We start from the raw sequence: 17,822 nt of genomic DNA, 5'->3' as shown, positions 1-17,822 counted from the left end.
AAATTCAATGGTTGGTGTGAATTTAAAGTTTTATATTTCAAATTTAATCATATTTATAAGTCAATGTTTCAATGCTAATCCCTTCTGGAACATGATAGAATTTAACTTGACTGATAACACTTGGCACTTCTAATTCAACCATTCGCTCATTTAACTTTTGAATTAATATTAATAATTCACTCATTTCTCCTTCAACCGTTGTTTCCAATGGACCTACTCTATAATTGAGCCCTGACTGTCCAATAATCGAAATCGCTTCATCTACATACGGAATGACATCTTCTCCATTGGGTGTTTCAGGTATGATTTGAATGCTCATTAATGTATCGATCATCATTTATCCCTCCAATGTATTACAAAATATAAAAAGCTTATTTTCAATTATAGTATAACTGAAAATAAGCCCTCTGAATATTAGACAAATTGTTTTGTAAGCGACTCGAATTGTGCTTGATCTAACTTGATATCTTGATGTGCTAGTGGTGTTTCACCTAATTCGCTTATTTGTGATTCATATGAAGGTGTTGTGGTATCTTGATAAATGATCCCTTTTAATAACGATTCATATTCAAGTACTGTTTGCATCGCTTTTTGTTTATTGGTTTGATCATAATCTTCAATATCATCAATGCTTGTTAAGTTCTCTTTGAACCAATCATACGTATTTACCTTATTATAAGTTACACATGGTGAAAATACATTCACAAATGAAAAACCATCATGATTAATAGCATCTTCAATCATTTTTGTGAGCGCCTTGATATCACTTGAAAAGCCTTGCGCCACAAATGTTGCACCTGATGACAACGCTAATTCTAAAGGCGCTACATTTTGTTCAATGCTACCTTTAGGCGTTGTTTTCGTAATAAATCCTGGCGCAGAAGATGGAGAGGTTTGACCTTTAGTTAGTCCGTATATTTGGTTATCCATGACGATATACGTTATGTTCATATTTCTGCGTAGGGCATGAATGGTATGCCCCATACCAATGGCATAACCATCTCCATCTCCCCCTGAAGCGATAACCGTTAGATCACGATTGGCCATCTTGACACCTTGTGCTAAAGGCAACGCACGTCCATGAATTGAGTGCACACCGTAAGAGTTTACGTAACCAGAAAGTCGTCCAGAGCAACCAATTCCTGTAATTAAAGCGACATCTTCCGGCTCAAGTCCAACATTTGCTGCTGCTTTTTGTATAGCTGCTTGAACTGAAAAGTCGCCACAACCTGGGCACCAGTTCGGTTTGACACTATTTCTAAAATCTTTAAATGTAGCCAATTACACTCTCTCCTTTAACGTTTTTAATATCTCATGACCTTTTTCTTCTATTTCAAACGGTAAAAATGGTGTGCCGTCGTATTTGACTTGATTAACAAGTTTATCGGCTAAATTCACATTCATTTTGATAATATTTGCAAGCTGTCCTTGGTAATTATGCTCTACTACGACTACTTTTTGTGCTTGATCTACTGCATCTTGAATCAGTTGACTTGGGAAAGGATGAAGTTGACGAATTTGTAAATGATTGACTTTATGTCCTTTATTTTCTAATCGTTCTACACCTTCTTGAATGGCACCTTTCGTTGAGATAAAACCGAGATATAATATATCCGCTTGCTCATGTTTTAATTCGCCTTCTACAGGTTGTTCAATTAATAAGCGTTCTGTTTTGCGCATACGCTTGTTCATTTGGTTGTGACGATTTTCAGCATTCTCACTCGGTTTACCTTCTTCATTATGCTCAACCCCTGTCACATGATGTATGCCACCTTTGACACCAGGAATAGGTCTTGGTGAGACACCTGTCTCAGTTAAAGCATAACGCTTGAAATAATTTTTATCATCTGGATCACGTTCAATGTCTTCAGTGATTGTAGCGCCTCGCTTAATTTCAATTTTACTATAATCTAGTTGCTTAACCGTTTGCTTACCTAAAGAAAGTTGTAAATCACTTAAAATGATGACTGGGCATTGATATTCTTCAGCCAAGTTAAAAGCTTCGATTGTTAAGTAGAAGGCATCCTCCGCATCAGTCGGTGCAACTACTATTTTAGGAATGTCACCATGTGTCCCATAAATCATTTGCATCAAGTCTGATTGCTCTTGCTTTGTTGGTAGACCTGTTGATGGACCTCCACGCTGTGTATTCATAATGACAAGTGGCGTCTCTGTCATGCCTGATAATCCAATTGCTTCCATCATTAGCGATAATCCCGGTCCAGCAGAAGCAGTAAACGCACGCACCCCTGCGTAATTTGATCCAATTGCCATCGTCGCTGCAGCAATTTCATCTTCTGTTTGGATAACTGTTCCACCTACTTTAGGTAAGTTATCAATCATATATTCCATTATTTCTGAAGCCGGTGTAATAGGATAAGCAGCCATAAATCTTGAACCGCCAGCAATAGCACCTAATCCAATAGCATCATTTCCAATCATATAAAGGTGTGGTGAGCCACTTCCTTCTTCAAGTTCAAAATCACCTTGTATGTCTGAACTTTGTGATTGCATTGATTGGTACCCTTCTTCTAATGCTTGAATATTTAAGTCAACCACTTTTTGACCTTTCTTTTCAAACATATTAGCAATTAACATTTTAAATGTTTCAGTATTTAAATCCATCAATGCCGCTGTTGCACCAATTGCAACCATATTTTTCATCAGTGCTGTGCCTAATTCCTTAGCAATTTCAGTAAATGGCACACTCACAAGTTGCGCTTTACAGTCTTCTGGTTTTTCTGGCTTTGCTTTACTATCAGCTAAAATCACACTATCTTCACGCATTTCGTGATAATTCAATTCGATCGTTTCTTGATCAAATGCCACAAGTATATCTAAATCATCACTTATAGCATGGACAGGCGTTGTCGATACACGGATTTTATTGTTAGTATGGCCACCTTTGATACGGCTTGAAAAATGACGATAACCGTATAAATAGTATCCTTTTCGGTTCATAGCAGTAGCGAAGATTTCACCAGTTGATTCAATTCCTTCGCCTTGTTGCCCACCGACTTTCCATGATACTTGAGATTTCATAGATTTAGCCTCCTACACGTTTAATTCACTCAATATCATAACAAAATAACCCATGATTTTCCTCAAAATCTAATGGGTTATAACAAAATTCATACTAATGGACGATATCAAAATCATCGTTTGAATAAGCTTTGTTTTGACTAAACAGCTAACAATGATGATACAACTGCTTAGAAAAATGGTATTTTTTAATATTAAAAAGTGACCAACCAGATACATCATTCTTTTACCTTTAGTCAGCCACTATTGTTAATATATTTAAGATGAAACGTTGCATTTAAATTTTAAATGCATTTGATCCAAACGATTCAAAAGGATGATCATCATTAATTAAAATACGTTCAATTTGCTTAGCACTTCCATCTTCCTTAAGATCAATAACTACGCCTGATAAAACACTTCTACCTTCATCTGGTACAACGTGCCTTTGAGGCAAACTTGTGATAAAACGTGTAATGACCTCATCACGATTAATTCCTAAAATCCCATCGTAATATCCTGTCATTCCCACATCAGTAATATACGCGGTTCCTTGGTTTAAAATACGTTCATCCGCTGTCTGTATATGTGTATGTGTTCCAACTACAGCACTTACTCTACCATCTAGATACCAACCCATTGCATTCTTTTCAGATGTAGTCTCAGCATGAAAATCCACAAAAATATAGTTGGTTTCTTTTTGAGCTTCTTGAATCAATTGATCCGCTTTTTTGAATGGATCATCTATAACAGGCATAAAACTACGTCCTTGCAAATTAATAATCGCTAGTTTTTTATCATTAAGATTAATCATACGCATACCTATACCGGGTGCTTCTTCCGGAAAATTTGCTGGCCTTACCATACGTTTAGCATCTTGAATGAATTCGTAAATTTGACGTTGACCATATGTATGATTACCCATAGTAATGAAATCAACACCTTCTCTTAATAACTGCTTATATATTTTTTCTGTTATTCCTTTTCCATGTGCTGCATTTTCAGCGTTGACGATTGTCACTGTCGGTCGATAGCGTTGTTTAAGTTTAGGTAGTATTTCAGTTATGGCTTCACGTCCTACTTTTCCTACGATATCCCCTATAAATAAAATTCTCATATTCAGTTACGTCCTCTCTAATGCCTAGTCGTTATGTCTTAATTAAACTAGACGTTCTTTAATACATTGTATCTTTTTGAATAATGATGTCAATCATTGAGGTTATCATCACTAAATGTAAAACCGGCACTAAAACAATTAAAAAAGCTCACATTTTCATGAAACAACAGTTGCGATTAATTAGCTTGATTTAACATACAGTAATCGAATCGCATTTAATGCGACAATCAGTGTTGCTCCCATATCTGAGAATATAGCAATCCATAAGGTTAACCATCCCGGAATAACAAGTAATAATGCGATTACTTTTATAGCAATTGCAAAAATAATATTCGTTTTAACGACATTCATAGTCGAACGACTTAATTTGTATGCGTAAGGTAGTTTTGATATGTCATCACCCATCAATGCGATATCTGCCGTTTCTATAGCCACATCTGTACTAGCTGCCCCCATTGAAACGCCAACAGAAGCTCGAGCTAATGCCGGTGCATCATTGACACCATCACCTATCATTGCAACCGATGTATGATTTCTTTCTAAATTTTGAATAAAATTTAGTTTGTCTTCTGGTAATAGTGATGCTTTGATTTTCGTCAATCCTAATCGATCTCCTACTGATTTCGCACTTGACTCATTATCTCCTGTAAGCATAATTAAATTTTGAATGCCTAATTTTTTGAGTTCTGATATTGTATTTTCCGATTGCTCACGTACTTGATCTTGTATGCCAAACAACGCAAAAACATCTTGATTGCAAGCAGCTAAAACAACAGTCATACCTTGGTTTTCGAGCTCTCTTATACGATTTAATATTTGACTATCTATATTCTCGAACAAAGGTGGATGTCCAATCGTATAACTATTTTTTTCATTAAATCCTCTTATACCACGACCATTAATAGATTGAATCGCATGTGCTGCTGTTATATTCATATTAAAATGTTTAGTCAAATAATCATACAGTGCTTTTGCTACAGGATGTTGCGATTCATTTTCTATCGAAGCAATATTACTCAGATGTGAATATTGATCTTCAGACTGGCCTAAGTATTCAAAATGCTTTACTTCAGGTTGCCCTAATGTCAGTGTTCCTGTTTTGTCAAAAGCAATCGCTCGAATTTTGCTTAATTGTTCAAGGTGTACACCACCTTTAATCAGCACACCATTTTTAGCAGCATTTCCTATACTTGAAACAATTGAAATCGGTGTCGCAATAACAAGGGCACAAGGACACCCCACTACTAATACAGAAAGGCCTTGATAAATCCAATCAACCCAGCTTCCATTAAAAAAGAGAGGCGGCATGATGGCAACAGTTAATGCAATCAACATAATAAGCGGTGTATAATATTTAGCAAATTTTTCAATAAATTGTTGTTGTGGTGCTTTTTCAACTTGTGCTTTCTCGACTAATTGAATGATTTTAGCAATTGTAGTCTCACTTGATATTTTTGAAACTTGAACCTTTAAAAGGCCATCCATATTTAAAGTTCCTGCAAAAACGTGTTCATCCACACTTTTTTGAACAGGCATGGATTCACCAGTGACAGCTGCTTCGTTCACAAAAGCACTTCCAAATTTAATCTTACCATCTAATGGGATTTTTTGACCGGGTTTGATATAAATAAGTTCGTTGACTTTAACCTCTTCTACATTTACATTCAATCTCTGATCGCCACGTATGACCGTCGCTTGTTGAGGTGCGATTTCCATTAAAGATTCCATCGATTTACGCGCTTTAGACATAGCATATGCTTCCAATTCCTCACTTATCGCAAATAAAATGATAACAACAGCCACTTCTCCCCATTGCCCAATTAATAGCCCTCCAATAACAGCAATAGTCATTAAAGCTTGCATATCAAATTCAAAATGGATTAAATTTTTAAAACCTTGAATGATTAATTGGTGTCCACTTAATAAAATTGAGAAAAGATAGAGTAGAAGTGTCACTAGATGATATTGACCTAACCCAAAATAAGAAAAGTAACCTAAAGCCAACAATAATGTCGCTATACAAACTTTTTGATAGTTATGATAAAATAATTTGATTTTTCCTACTAATGTTAATTCTGAAGGGTTACGAGCGCCCACCTTCGAACGATCAACATGATGTTCTGGTTTAATAGAAAGGTTTTCAAACGAACCTGCATGCTCTAACTCATCTATTGTAACATGCCCCTCAACATATATTTTAGATGCACCAAAATTAACAACAGCATCTTCCACAGTTTTTATTTTTTTAACGTTTTTCTCAAACTTATTTGCACAATTTGCACATGACAGGCCTTCGATTTTAAATACTTCTTTAATCTTTGTCATCGTAATCAACTTCTTTCTTATGTTCGATTGATAACAATATAATTTGACGAATATGTTCATCATATAAACGATAAAACGCTCGTTTCCCGTCTTTTCTGAAAGTGACAATTCCGTTCTTATACAAAAGCCTTAAGTGATGCGACGCGTTTGCTACTGTAATATTGAGAATTTCAGCGATATCACATACACACAATTCTTCATGAATACACAAAGCATATGTCATTTTTGCTCTATTTTCATCAGCAATACTTTTCAACATATGACTTACTTCAGTAATATTTGATGCTTTGATTTCATTTTTTACATTGTTAACTGCTTTCGAATTGATACTAAAAGTTTCACAAACTTCTATATTATTTTTGCGCATTTGAACATTGCCTCTTTTCATTCAAATTTATACTTGAATAAAACTTAACACTTTTCACTTTGTTATTCAAGTGCTTATTTGAGCATTTATCATTTTTATAAAAGAATTATTTATATAAAAGATTAATATTCTCACAATAGGGTATTTGTAAATAATAAGTTTTAAATGTTCTTTCTAGGACTTTAAAACTTTTAAATTATTTTCAATCAATAAAACATTTAGGAGTTGTCATTCAATTTATGTCTATTAACATTAATCCGGAAAAATTTGCTGAACTTGTAGTAAGTGCGAATCCATCCAAAAAGGAAACAGCTGAGGATATCGCTAAAGACAGTATTGAGTTATATATTAATGCATATCGAATTGCAGAACGTTATTCTAATATTGCTTCACACAGAATGGATACTTCTGAGTCACTTTCAGAAATACGCGATACTAGACTGGGACTTTGCGATAACAACTAAGTGGATTTATATCAATTATCGAAAGAGGCTTGGGTACAGTAAATTTCTCTTATAAAAAGTGATAAATGCTATCCAATCTCTTCCGATATATAAGGCTGGGACATCATACCCAAAGTAAATAGCGCTAAGATGATTTTCAATAAAAATGCATCTTAGCGCTTCATTTTATGATATTATGATAGAACTTTGTATGATATGACATCGCTTTCCGAGGGGATAGCCTCAGGAGTCTCACCATCAATACGTCGTGTATGCATGTCATAACTCACTGTTATCCTTAAAACAAGACACTTTCGTATCCTTATCTAAATTAAAAGAAAAAGTTCAGTCATTAAAATAACCGGACTGATGAAATGCATGATTCAACATTCAACCAACCCGGTTTATTAGGCTCTCAGTCAAATTGGACTGGTCGCATTAAATTAAGGCGTTATGCAATAATGGATTGCTTAACTCCTTTTTCGTTGTGTGATCATAAAGTCTTGAACATTAATGCCTCTTTTAATACAACATAAATCAGTAAAATTGAGTTGGTAAAACATACTTTATAACTTAAGGGTGTGAATAAATATAGCACATTTGATTGATTCCTAAGCCGAGACTTCTGAGGCATCTTGCCGTAACCGAAAATCCATTTTAAGATTGGGTAAGTTCAATCTTAAAATGAGTTGAGGTGAGGCGCCTAGAAAAGCGAGGCTTTATGGAACAATCAAATAAATGAAATTATTTATACACCAGTCCGATTTATTATAGACCTGATAAACCTAAAAAGGTTAGAATAAACGCCTGAGCGAATTAATCATAGTCCGACTCAAACTTTTTATTCTAACCTTATCATTTTACCTTTTATTTTGCATATTCAATTGCTCTCGTCTCACGAACAACTGTCACCTTAATATGACCAGGATATTGTAGTTCATCTTCTATTTGATTTTTAATATCTCGAGCTAAACGATGTGCCTTTAAATCATCAATATTATCAGGTGATACGATAACTCGTATTTCTCGACCTGCTTGAATTGCATAAGCTTTTTCAACACCATCGTAGTTCTCAGAAATTGCTTCAAGACGTTCTAAACGCTTAATATAGTTTTCTAAAGTTTCTTTACGAGCACCTGGACGCGCAGCTGATAATGCATCCGCTGCTGCTACTAGGATAGATATAATTGAAGTTGGCTCTACGTCACCATGATGTGAGTGAATAGCATTAATCACTGTTTCAGGTTCATTGTATTTTTGAGCAAGCTCAACACCAATTTCAACGTGACTACCCTCTACCTCATGGTCAATTGCTTTGCCAATATCATGAAGTAAACCTGCTCGTTTAGCCAACGCGACATCTTCGTTCAATTCTGCAGCAAGCATACCTGACAGATATGCAACCTCAATTGAATGTTTTAAAACATTTTGACCATAGCTCGTTCTATAATGCATACGTCCTAAAATTTTAACTAAGTCAGGATGCATATTATGAATATTTAATTCAAATGTTGCATTCTCTCCTGCTTCTCTAATAATTTCATCAACTTCTTTACGTGCTTTTTCAACCATATCTTCTATACGTCCTGGATGAATTCTTCCATCCGAAACTAAATTAATTAAAGCTGTTTTTGCAATTTCTCGTCTTACTGGATCAAACCCAGAAAGAATAACTGCTTCAGGTGTATCATCAATGATTAAATCTATACCTGTTAATGTTTCGAGGGTACGGATATTGCGTCCTTCTCGACCAATAATACGTCCTTTCATTTCATCATTAGGTAAATTAACGACTGATACAGTAGATTCAGACGTATGATCAGCAGCAAAACGTTGAACGACAGTAGCTAAAAGTTCTTTTGCTTTTTGGTTCACTTTTTCTTTTGCTTCTCGTTCTTTTTCTTTCACTAAAACTGCAATATCTTGTGACAATTCTTCTTCAACACGTGAAAATTGTTCCTCACGTGCTTCTTCTTGCGTAAGACCGGAGATGCGTTCTAATTCTTGTTCGTGCTTCATTATTATAGATTGAACACTACTCTCTTTTATATCTACTTGTTGTTGTCTTTCTTCAAGTTTAGATTCCTTTTCTTCTAAAATCTCATCCTTTTTATCTAACAGATCAGATTTTCGGTCAAGGTTTTCCTCTCTTTGAAGAAGTCGGGACTCTTGTTTTTGTAGCTCGCCACGTCTTTCTCTAAGTTCACTTTCTGAACGTTCACGAAGCAATTGATTTTCTTCTTTTGCTTCTATGAGTTTCTCTTTTTTGAGATTTTCTGCTTCTTTATTGGCTTGCTCAATAATATCTCTAGCAGTACTTTTGGCCTGCATTAACTTTTGATGAATCAAATTTTGGGCGATAAAGTACCCAACAACAACTCCTAGAATAATACCCAACAAAATGAGTAAGAGGCTTAATAAATTCACACAAACACCTCCTTTTTCTAGGATTTCTTCTGTATATCAATAACAATTTATATGATTATATGAATTAAATAAGAATCATACAACTTCAATTGTACGGTTTGAAAGGTTAAAAATCAAGGTTTCTGACAGCAATGTGTTAAAATGTTGCCATCAATCATTTATAACTTAACTTATTGTCGTATTTTTTCTATTTTTTCAATTTCAGTAGTAAAAACCCTTCATCTTTTAATATTTAGTTACACATGTTAATGTCTTTACTGAAAATTTAAAGAGTAGATAAAGGTTATCTAATGTTTCTAGTTTAATGACATTAAAAAAGCAGCAAAGCCGTCTAGATTATGAGACGCTTTGTCTGCTTCACATTTTATTTTACTGAAACACAATTTATTACTCGTCAAATAATGTTTGTGCTTCTTCTGAAGGGTGGGACTCTTCTACATCTCCATCAAAAATACCTAATTTTTCACGTAATTGACGATCAATTGCATTTTCAATTTGAGGATTGTCACTTAAAAATTGTTTCACGTTTTCTTTACCTTGTCCCATGCGTTCACCGTTATAAGAGTACCAAGCACCAGACTTATCTACAATATCATATTGTACACCTAAATCTATAAGTTCACCTTCACGTGAAATACCCTTACCATACATAATGTCAACTTCAGCTACTTTGAATGGTGGTGCCACTTTGTTTTTAACTACTTTTATTTTTGTACGGTTACCTACAATGTCTTGACCTTGCTTAAGTTGTTCTGCACGACGTACTTCTAAACGTACTGAACTATAGAATTTTAAAGCTCGTCCACCAGGCGTCGTCTCCGGATTTCCGAACATTACCCCTACTTTTTCACGAATTTGGTTAATAAAGATGGCTGTCGTTTTAGACTTTGAGATAGCTGCTGATAACTTTCTTAGCGCTTGTGACATTAATCGCGCTTGTAAACCTACATGCGTATCTCCCATTTCACCTTCAATTTCGGCTTTTGGTGTAAGTGCTGCAACTGAATCGACAATAACGATATCTACCGCTCCACTACGTACAAATGCTTCAGCAATCTCAAGCCCCTGTTCACCATGATCGGGTTGTGACAAATATAAATTATTAATGTCGACACCTAATGCTTCAGCATACACTGGGTCAAGCGCATGTTCTGCATCAATAAATGCAGCCACCCCACCATTTTTTTGTACTTCGGCAATGGCATGTAATGCAACCGTAGTTTTACCTGAACTTTCTGGACCATACACCTCTATAATACGGCCTTTCGGGTAGCCACCAACACCGAGTGCATGGTCTAATGTAACAGAACCACTTGATACACTTGATACACGTCTATCTTTATTGTCACCGAGTTTCATGACTGCACCTTTACCAAATGATTTTTCCATATTTTTAATTACTGTATCTAATGCTTTTTGACGTTCGTTATCCAATCTAGGACCTCCTACAATTCGATTTTAACTTAATTTAACTATACACGACATTCATGACAATTACAACTTTTTTACGAATATTTGTTCGTATTTTACAAAATCAAAATCTAAAAATATCGAACACACGTACTTCCGAAAAGTTATTTTAATACCTATTTCATTTATGATTTAAGCCAGTTTAGCCATTCTATAAGAACATAATTTTGACTTCTATCTCGCTTTAATTGGCGTTCATCGCTCATTTTAAATTGACATTCAAAATATTGATCATGAGATAAAAAACCGACATGAATATTATTCCCGTTTGAGAGAATCGTAATCGCTTGAGACGTATTAAATAATTGTTGTACTAATGCGACACTATATTGTAATTGCTGCTGAATAGGACGTTGATGATTTAAATAAATATCATGATCAATAAGATACCCTTTCAAATGATTATTGATGTCTTCCGTTTTTAACCTTGAATATAATAATCCTTGTGTAACGCCATCATAAATTGCAATACTATGCTTTTGTCTATTCATTACAGCTCTCTCTGGAGTCATATCATTCAAGCCATAGTAGTATCGACCTACGCGGTTTAATATTTCTTCTTTAATGGGACGAATGAGCCTCTGACAGTCTTCTACAGTTCTTCCATCCGCAGTTAAACGAATTGTCACTTCATGTGCACCTGCTAACGGGGCGATAGTTGGATTGTCCTGGGCTTCTATCAAATCTATAAGCTCCGTTTCAATTTGTGATTCACCTATACCACAAAACCTTAACACCTCTGAATAAATTGTTTGGTCTTCTTGATACAATAAAGGCATCAATTCATAATCGACCATGGGCTTCATCTCTTTAGGTGGTCCCGGTAGCATGACGATTGCTTTATTTCCATATTCTACAAATATACCAGGTGCCATTCCTACTTTATTCTTTAAAACGTGTGCACCTTCAATGACTAATGCTTGTTGCTTATTGTTAGGTGTCATGACTTTACCTTGAGCTTTAAAATAGCGTTCTATATAAATAAGTGCCTCTGAATCCATCACTAAGGACTTATTTAACATTTTGGCAATCGTTTGTTTCGTCAAATCATCTTTTGTTGGCCCAAGTCCGCCAGTGTAAATGATTATGTCGAATTGCTCTAACGCATTCTTTGACACTTGTGTTAAGCGCGCTTTGTTATCTCCCACAACAATGTGCTTTTTAACATGATACCCCGCTTCATTCAATTTCTTTGATAAATATTGCGCATTTGTATTTGTAATTTGACCTAGTAATAATTCAGAACCTACAGCTATAATACATACGTCCATATTTGTCCCTCACTTTCAATAAATAGACAAATCATAAAATAAAAGGGTTAGGATATAAAGCAATCATACTCTGGGAAACCATTTAATAGTTCCCAAAAGCAGGATATACAATAGAACATCAGATTTGAATGGTTAAATCATTTCGTTCTACTCTAATCCTAAATGCTTTCATCCCAACCTTTTCATATTCAAAAACTATGCTTGCTTATCTTTTAAAAATACGTCTTTACCTTTATAGAAATATTCAATTCCTGATAAAACAGTAAAGAACACCCCTACGTATAATAAAATTTGACCTAATGACAATCCAAGCCACTGACTCAATGGTTCCCCTAATAAAATGAAAATTAATGCAACCATTGTAACAGCTGTTTTCACTTTACCAAGTTGACCTGCTGCACTCACAAAGCCTTGTTCAATTTGTAAAAGTCTTAAACCAGTTACCGCAAATTCTCTTGCAATAATAATGATTGCAACAACTGAACTTGTCAATTGCAGTTCTACTAAAACAATTAATGCTGCAGAAACTAATAACTTATCAGCTAACGGATCTAGAAATTTCCCCATATTCGTAACCAGTTGCCACTTACGCGCAAGATATCCATCAACAAAATCACTTAATGAAGCTACTATAAAAATAATACCACTGATTAAAAACTCCAGACGTACAGATTGTCCATCCAATATTTGCACTTGACCAAAACCAAAATCAACTAATGCAAATAACATAAAAAGTGGAATTAAAATGACACGAAATAGTGTTATTTGATTAGGTATATTCATGTTTTTTCCTCTTTTCAATATCTTTTACATATTATTATATTATAACATAAATGTGAGTAGCCCCCAAAATACTGCTGTTACTACAAAAAAGATAATTAAAATTAAACTTAATTGTTTAGCTTGATTGTCTTCAGTTTGATTCGTTAATGTACTTTGATTTGACAATTGCACTAACGCTTCTTGTGCACTTTTATGAATAGCGGGAAGCTCTTCTTGATGTTGTTCTAACAAATGCTGACTGTCTGTGTTAACGACTTGTGCATATTTTTTAATAAATCCTCGGACATATTCAGGATGATTCAATATTTCAAATTCATTTTTTTCGATACTCATAAGCACGTGCCTTTGAATATGCGTACGTTTTTCCAGTTCATTAAGTGTCATTCCTAGTCGTTCCCTTTTTCCTTTTAAAACTTCGCCAATTAACTTCAAAGTACATCACTCCTTCTAAAACGATCCAAATCCATCTCCAAACCCTCCAAAAGGGTCACCGAAATCTAGATTATTTTTACTTTTTACCGTTTTTTGTTTCATCTCATCGTATTCAATTTCTTGGTTTTCTTCAGCCCTTAACTCAATAATATAATCAAAATCATCCATAATATAATCACTCGTCTCAACAAACAAATCTGGATGTTCAACTACTTTGACTGAAGGCAGTGTCATTACTTCATTAACAAGTTGTTGATGCTTTGGATTTCGTTCACGTGCAGTAACTGCTCCGTCAATAATATAAACGTGGTTTTTATCATATTCTCCCTTAATCAGCGAACTTCTGACTGTTTGTTTAATAAGCGTCGAACTAATAAACAACCATTTTTTATGCGCTGAGACACTGCCTGCAACAATTGATTCCGTTTTACCGACACGTGGCATTCCTCGTATGCCAATTAATTTATGGCCATCCTCTTTGAAAATCTCAGCCATAAAATCAACTAATAATCCTAAATCATCCCGTTCAAAACGAAAAATTTTTTTATTATGTTTATCTTGCTTTACAAAACGACCATGTCTAACTGCAAGACGATCTTTTAGTTCAGGTTCACGTAAAACACGCAATGAAATATCATCAATTTCTTTTAGTAATGTCTCAAATCGTTTGACTTTTTCATGATTATCTGACTTGATTATAAAAGCTCTTATCGATTTATCGATACCATTAATTGCACCGATATTAATTCCCATCATACCTAATAAACTTGACACATCACCTAATAAACCTTCGCGATTGATATTGATGTTATATTCTAAATACCACTCTTTTTTTTCCCTTTGTATCATCCATCGTCACCCCTTTAGTTTCAAATGATAGATTTGTATTTATTATAACAAATTATAAATACCATCCACCATTAATCCTTTGTACTGTACCAGTAATGCTTTTTGCCTGTTTAGATAATAAGTAACGTGTGACATGTGCAATTTCATTTGGCTGTATGAGTCTATTTTGTGGTAACGCCTCTAATAATGTATGGTAATCCTCTGTAGCTAAAGCATTGGTCATTGCCCCTTCTACAGCACCAGGCGCAATAGCATTTATCGTTACATTTGTTTTAACAAGTTCTTGACTCAGTGCTTTAACAAAACCAATTTGCGCCGCCTTCATAGTTGAATAAATCGACTCCATACTAGCTCCCATCTCACCCCATATAGATGAAATTACAATGATACGACCCGCTTCACTTGCCATTAATTGCGAAATAAAATATTGTGTTACTTTAATCAAATTAAAGACATGAATCATATATGCTTCATGTATATCATCATCTTTAACATCTTGAAGTAAACTAAAATGACTTTTACCACTCGCATAAACTAATACATCAATATTTTGAATATGTTGAAATGTTTCATTTAAATCAATAACACATGAGGCATCCATTTTGATAAATTGAACGGGCTGGTTTTCATAAAGGGTCTGCAATGTTTCAATAGGCGTTTGATAATAGGTTATAATCACTTCATATCCATAAGAAAGAAGGTCCTGCGTAATCGCACGACCTATCGTTCCCGAACCACCAACTACAAGAGCTTTTGCCACTATTTCATCTCCAATCGACTATCTACCATCTCATTTAAATCTATACGTTTTAGTGCCGTTTGATTTAAACTTTCTAATGAGATTTCATCAACGATATTTAATAATTCAAATAAACTAACCCCGTCAAAATAAAATTTAGTATATTGATTTGCAATATACTCTGGTGCATTAAGACTTGAAATATACTCACCTATAAACTGACGCTTTAATAAATCAAATGCTTCTTGATCATTTAACCGACCAAGCTTGTTGTCTAATTCAGTTAATAGACGCGCTTTAAGTTGATCAATATCAGTAGTTGCTGATGTCATTAATGAAAAACTATACGAAGGCTCTACAACAGTTTGATAACTAAATGTATCATCGATTAATTCATCATTGAGTAAGTCTTGATAAAATTCAGTTTCTTCACCATAAATCATTTCAAAAAAGAATGACAGTTCGATATCTTCTTTAACACGTTGATAATCTGTCAGGTCATATAATTTATTTTTAAAACCTAACATTAGCCGCGAAGATTGTAAGGTCATTGATTCTGAAATATAGGGTTCTTCGATATGCGAAGGCTCTGCTAAAGCATCTCTTACAATATCTGGTTGTGCTGTAATTTGACGCTTATCTTCATGGGCCTTTACGAGTTCATATATTTGAGTTGGATCAACATCACCAACAACAAATAGTACCATGTTTGAAGGATGATAAAATGTTTTGTAACACAAATACAAATCCTCTTTCGTGATTTCATAAATACTCTCAACACTACCAGCTATATCTACTTTAACAGGATGCTGGTGATATAACCCTTTGAGCGTATTAAACATCAGTCGGTATCCTGGTTGTTCTTGATACATTTTGATTTCTTCAGCGATAATGCCTTTTTCTTTTTCCACTGATTCTTCCGTGAAATAGGGCGTCTCAACCATATTTAATAAACGTATGATATTATCATGAATATGATTTGTTGCACTAAAGAGGTAGCTTGTACGGTCAAATGTTGTAAATGCATTAACCTGTGCGTCATGTTCGGCAAATTCTGTAAATAAGTCCACTTCTTCCTTTTCAAAAAGCTTATGCTCTAGAAAATGAGCAACACCATCTGGCACTGTTACAAAATCATCAGACTGATGTGGTTTAAATTTAGAGTCTAACGAACCAAACTGCGTCGTATACGTCACAAAAGTTTTTTGAAAATCACGTTTTGGAATAATAAATACGTTTAATCCATTATCTAGCGTTGCTTGATATACTGTTTCGTCTATTTGCTCATAGTGTGCTTTACGCATTCGCTTCACCACGCTTTGTTAAAATATATGTTGTATCTATAATTGCTTCAGTACATATTCTTTGGATATCTTTTTTAGAAACGTTTGAAATTTTTGTTTCAAACGGTTCATCTAAAGTCATTAAAATTTGATTATGCATCATCTCAGTAATACTTTTCGGTCTGTCTTTACCTTCTTTACGGTGTGACAAAATAATTTTTTTAGCAAGATTCAACTGTTCATCTGAAAACTGGCCTTGTCTAAACTTCTCAAATGCTTCAATTATCGTATCTTTAGCTAAAACATACTCTTTCGTCGATACACCACTTGTCACAAATAAAAACCCATTCTTACCATCAATTTGAGAATGTATAGAATATGCTAAACTTTTTTGTTCACGCACTTCATTAAAAAGTACTGATGATGGATCACCACCAAACATCATGTTAAACACAACAAGTGCATAAAAATCCGGATGTCCCATAGACGTATTAAATCGAAAACCCATATTTAGTTTGGCTTGGTCAACATCGTCTGTTTCTATAATTTCATTTGGCGTTTGATGTTGCGGCGCAGTTTCTTTGAATTGAATAGTTTCATATGTAAATGGTTTAACATTAAACTCTGACTCAATATGTTTTGTTGCAGTAGCCTGATCCACATTACCTACTATGTAAACTGAACAATAATCATTTTCAAGCATTGACATATATGTTTCAAAAATATCTGAAGCAGTTACATCATCAATCATGTTAAGTTCCCCTGCTGCCATATAACGATATGGGTGGTCTCCAAACATATGTTTAAGTAATCGTATAAATGCAATTTGCGATTTGTTATCTTCTAATGCTGCTAATTTTTTCTTTAATAAACTTTTTTCTTGCCTAACGTACGTTTCATCAAATGACTCATTGATTATGAGTGGATTCAATATTACTTCTTTTAAAAGTGCTATACCTTTTTCTAATAAAGGTTCATCATCAAGGAGATATCGCTCATTGACAATTTCTAAGGCGATCGTAATCACATGTCTGTCCTTGAATTTAGAAACGTAACTGTTTAGATAGGCACCATATAATTTCGACAAGTATTGATTGAGTGACTTATCAGTCGGATATTTCTTTGTTGCCCTGACTAATAACTTACTTAGTAGTGAACGTTTTGTCATTGTTTGGGTGTCTAACGGTGCCATAAACTTAAACGTTATCGTTGCTGTTTTAAATTTATTTGTTTGATAAACGCGTATATTACTATTTTTTGAATTTTTATGATTTAACAAATAATCTCCTCCTTAT

Annotated in this window: 16 protein-coding genes; 1 reads left to right on the top strand and 15 read right to left on the bottom strand. The window is 34.4% G+C overall.

Going from position 1 to position 17,822, the window contains the following annotated elements:
• Positions 1-43: 43 nt before the first annotated feature.
• The 6 genes from C7J90_RS08265 to C7J90_RS08240 all read right to left on the bottom strand — a co-directional run bounded on the left by C7J90_RS08265 (position 44) and on the right by C7J90_RS08240 (position 6,830).
• Complete coding sequence (locus C7J90_RS08265; protein WP_103209564.1) at positions 44-334, bottom strand: thiamine-binding protein; 291 nt, start codon at positions 332-334, stop codon at positions 44-46.
• 80 nt (positions 335-414) lie between these two features.
• A complete protein-coding gene (locus tag C7J90_RS08260; protein WP_103209566.1) occupies positions 415-1,281 on the bottom strand; it encodes a 2-oxoacid:ferredoxin oxidoreductase subunit beta in 867 nt (288 codons plus the stop codon).
• A complete protein-coding gene (locus C7J90_RS08255) occupies positions 1,282-3,042 on the bottom strand; it encodes a 2-oxoacid:acceptor oxidoreductase subunit alpha (protein ID WP_103209567.1) in 1,761 nt (586 codons plus the stop codon).
• Between the two features lie 277 nt (positions 3,043-3,319).
• Positions 3,320-4,138, bottom strand: coding sequence for a TIGR00282 family metallophosphoesterase (locus C7J90_RS08250; protein WP_103209569.1), 819 nt, complete (start codon positions 4,136-4,138; stop codon positions 3,320-3,322).
• A gap of 180 nt (positions 4,139-4,318) precedes the next feature.
• A complete protein-coding gene (locus tag C7J90_RS08245) occupies positions 4,319-6,463 on the bottom strand; it encodes a heavy metal translocating P-type ATPase (protein ID WP_103209571.1) in 2,145 nt (714 codons plus the stop codon).
• Positions 6,450-6,830 carry an ArsR/SmtB family transcription factor gene (locus C7J90_RS08240; protein WP_103209572.1) on the bottom strand — a complete coding sequence of 127 codons (381 nt, stop codon included), beginning with the start codon at positions 6,828-6,830 and terminating at the stop codon, positions 6,450-6,452. The genes C7J90_RS08245 and C7J90_RS08240 overlap by 14 nt, the downstream gene beginning before the upstream one ends.
• Before the next feature lie 239 nt (positions 6,831-7,069).
• Between C7J90_RS08240 and C7J90_RS08235 the strand changes: the two genes are divergently transcribed.
• On the top strand, positions 7,070-7,294 hold the full coding sequence (locus C7J90_RS08235; protein ID WP_103209574.1) for a hypothetical protein: 225 nt from the start codon (positions 7,070-7,072) through the stop codon (positions 7,292-7,294).
• Between the two features lie 846 nt (positions 7,295-8,140).
• Here the strand turns inward: C7J90_RS08235 and rny are convergent.
• The 9 genes from rny to yfmF all read right to left on the bottom strand — a co-directional run bounded on the left by rny (position 8,141) and on the right by yfmF (position 17,806).
• A complete protein-coding gene (gene rny / locus C7J90_RS08230) occupies positions 8,141-9,700 on the bottom strand; it encodes a ribonuclease Y (protein WP_103209362.1) in 1,560 nt (519 codons plus the stop codon).
• A 387-nt stretch (positions 9,701-10,087) separates the two neighbouring features.
• Positions 10,088-11,134: a recombinase RecA gene (gene recA, locus C7J90_RS08225; protein ID WP_103209364.1), complete on the bottom strand. Its 1,047-nt coding sequence runs from the start codon at positions 11,132-11,134 to the stop codon at positions 10,088-10,090.
• A gap of 161 nt (positions 11,135-11,295) precedes the next feature.
• Entirely contained in the window at positions 11,296-12,441 is a 1,146-nt protein-coding gene (locus C7J90_RS08220; protein ID WP_103209365.1) for a CinA family nicotinamide mononucleotide deamidase-related protein, read from the bottom strand.
• 195 nt (positions 12,442-12,636) lie between these two features.
• Positions 12,637-13,224 carry a CDP-diacylglycerol--glycerol-3-phosphate 3-phosphatidyltransferase gene (gene pgsA / locus C7J90_RS08215; RefSeq protein ID WP_103209367.1) on the bottom strand — a complete coding sequence of 196 codons (588 nt, stop codon included), beginning with the start codon at positions 13,222-13,224 and terminating at the stop codon, positions 12,637-12,639.
• A gap of 39 nt (positions 13,225-13,263) precedes the next feature.
• Positions 13,264-13,656 carry a helix-turn-helix domain-containing protein gene (locus tag C7J90_RS08210; RefSeq protein ID WP_103209369.1) on the bottom strand — a complete coding sequence of 131 codons (393 nt, stop codon included), beginning with the start codon at positions 13,654-13,656 and terminating at the stop codon, positions 13,264-13,266.
• Positions 13,657-13,671: 15 nt separating this feature from the next.
• Positions 13,672-14,505, bottom strand: coding sequence for a DUF3388 domain-containing protein (locus C7J90_RS08205; protein ID WP_103209371.1), 834 nt, complete (start codon positions 14,503-14,505; stop codon positions 13,672-13,674).
• A 52-nt stretch (positions 14,506-14,557) separates the two neighbouring features.
• A complete protein-coding gene (ymfI, locus tag C7J90_RS08200) occupies positions 14,558-15,265 on the bottom strand; it encodes an elongation factor P 5-aminopentanone reductase (RefSeq protein WP_103209373.1) in 708 nt (235 codons plus the stop codon).
• Entirely contained in the window at positions 15,265-16,548 is a 1,284-nt protein-coding gene (gene yfmH, locus C7J90_RS08195) for an EF-P 5-aminopentanol modification-associated protein YfmH (protein ID WP_103209375.1), read from the bottom strand. The genes ymfI and yfmH overlap by 1 nt, the downstream gene beginning before the upstream one ends.
• Positions 16,541-17,806, bottom strand: a complete 1,266-nt coding sequence (gene yfmF / locus C7J90_RS08190) for an EF-P 5-aminopentanol modification-associated protein YfmF (RefSeq protein ID WP_232331974.1) — start codon at positions 17,804-17,806, stop codon at positions 16,541-16,543. Before yfmF ends, yfmH begins: the two co-directional genes overlap by 8 nt.
• Between the last annotated feature and the right edge of the window lie 16 nt (positions 17,807-17,822).

This window comes from Staphylococcus felis (genome assembly GCF_003012915.1).
Taxonomy (GTDB): Bacteria; Bacillota; Bacilli; order Staphylococcales; family Staphylococcaceae; genus Staphylococcus; species Staphylococcus felis.
This window is presented reverse-complemented; position numbering and strand designations above follow the sequence as displayed.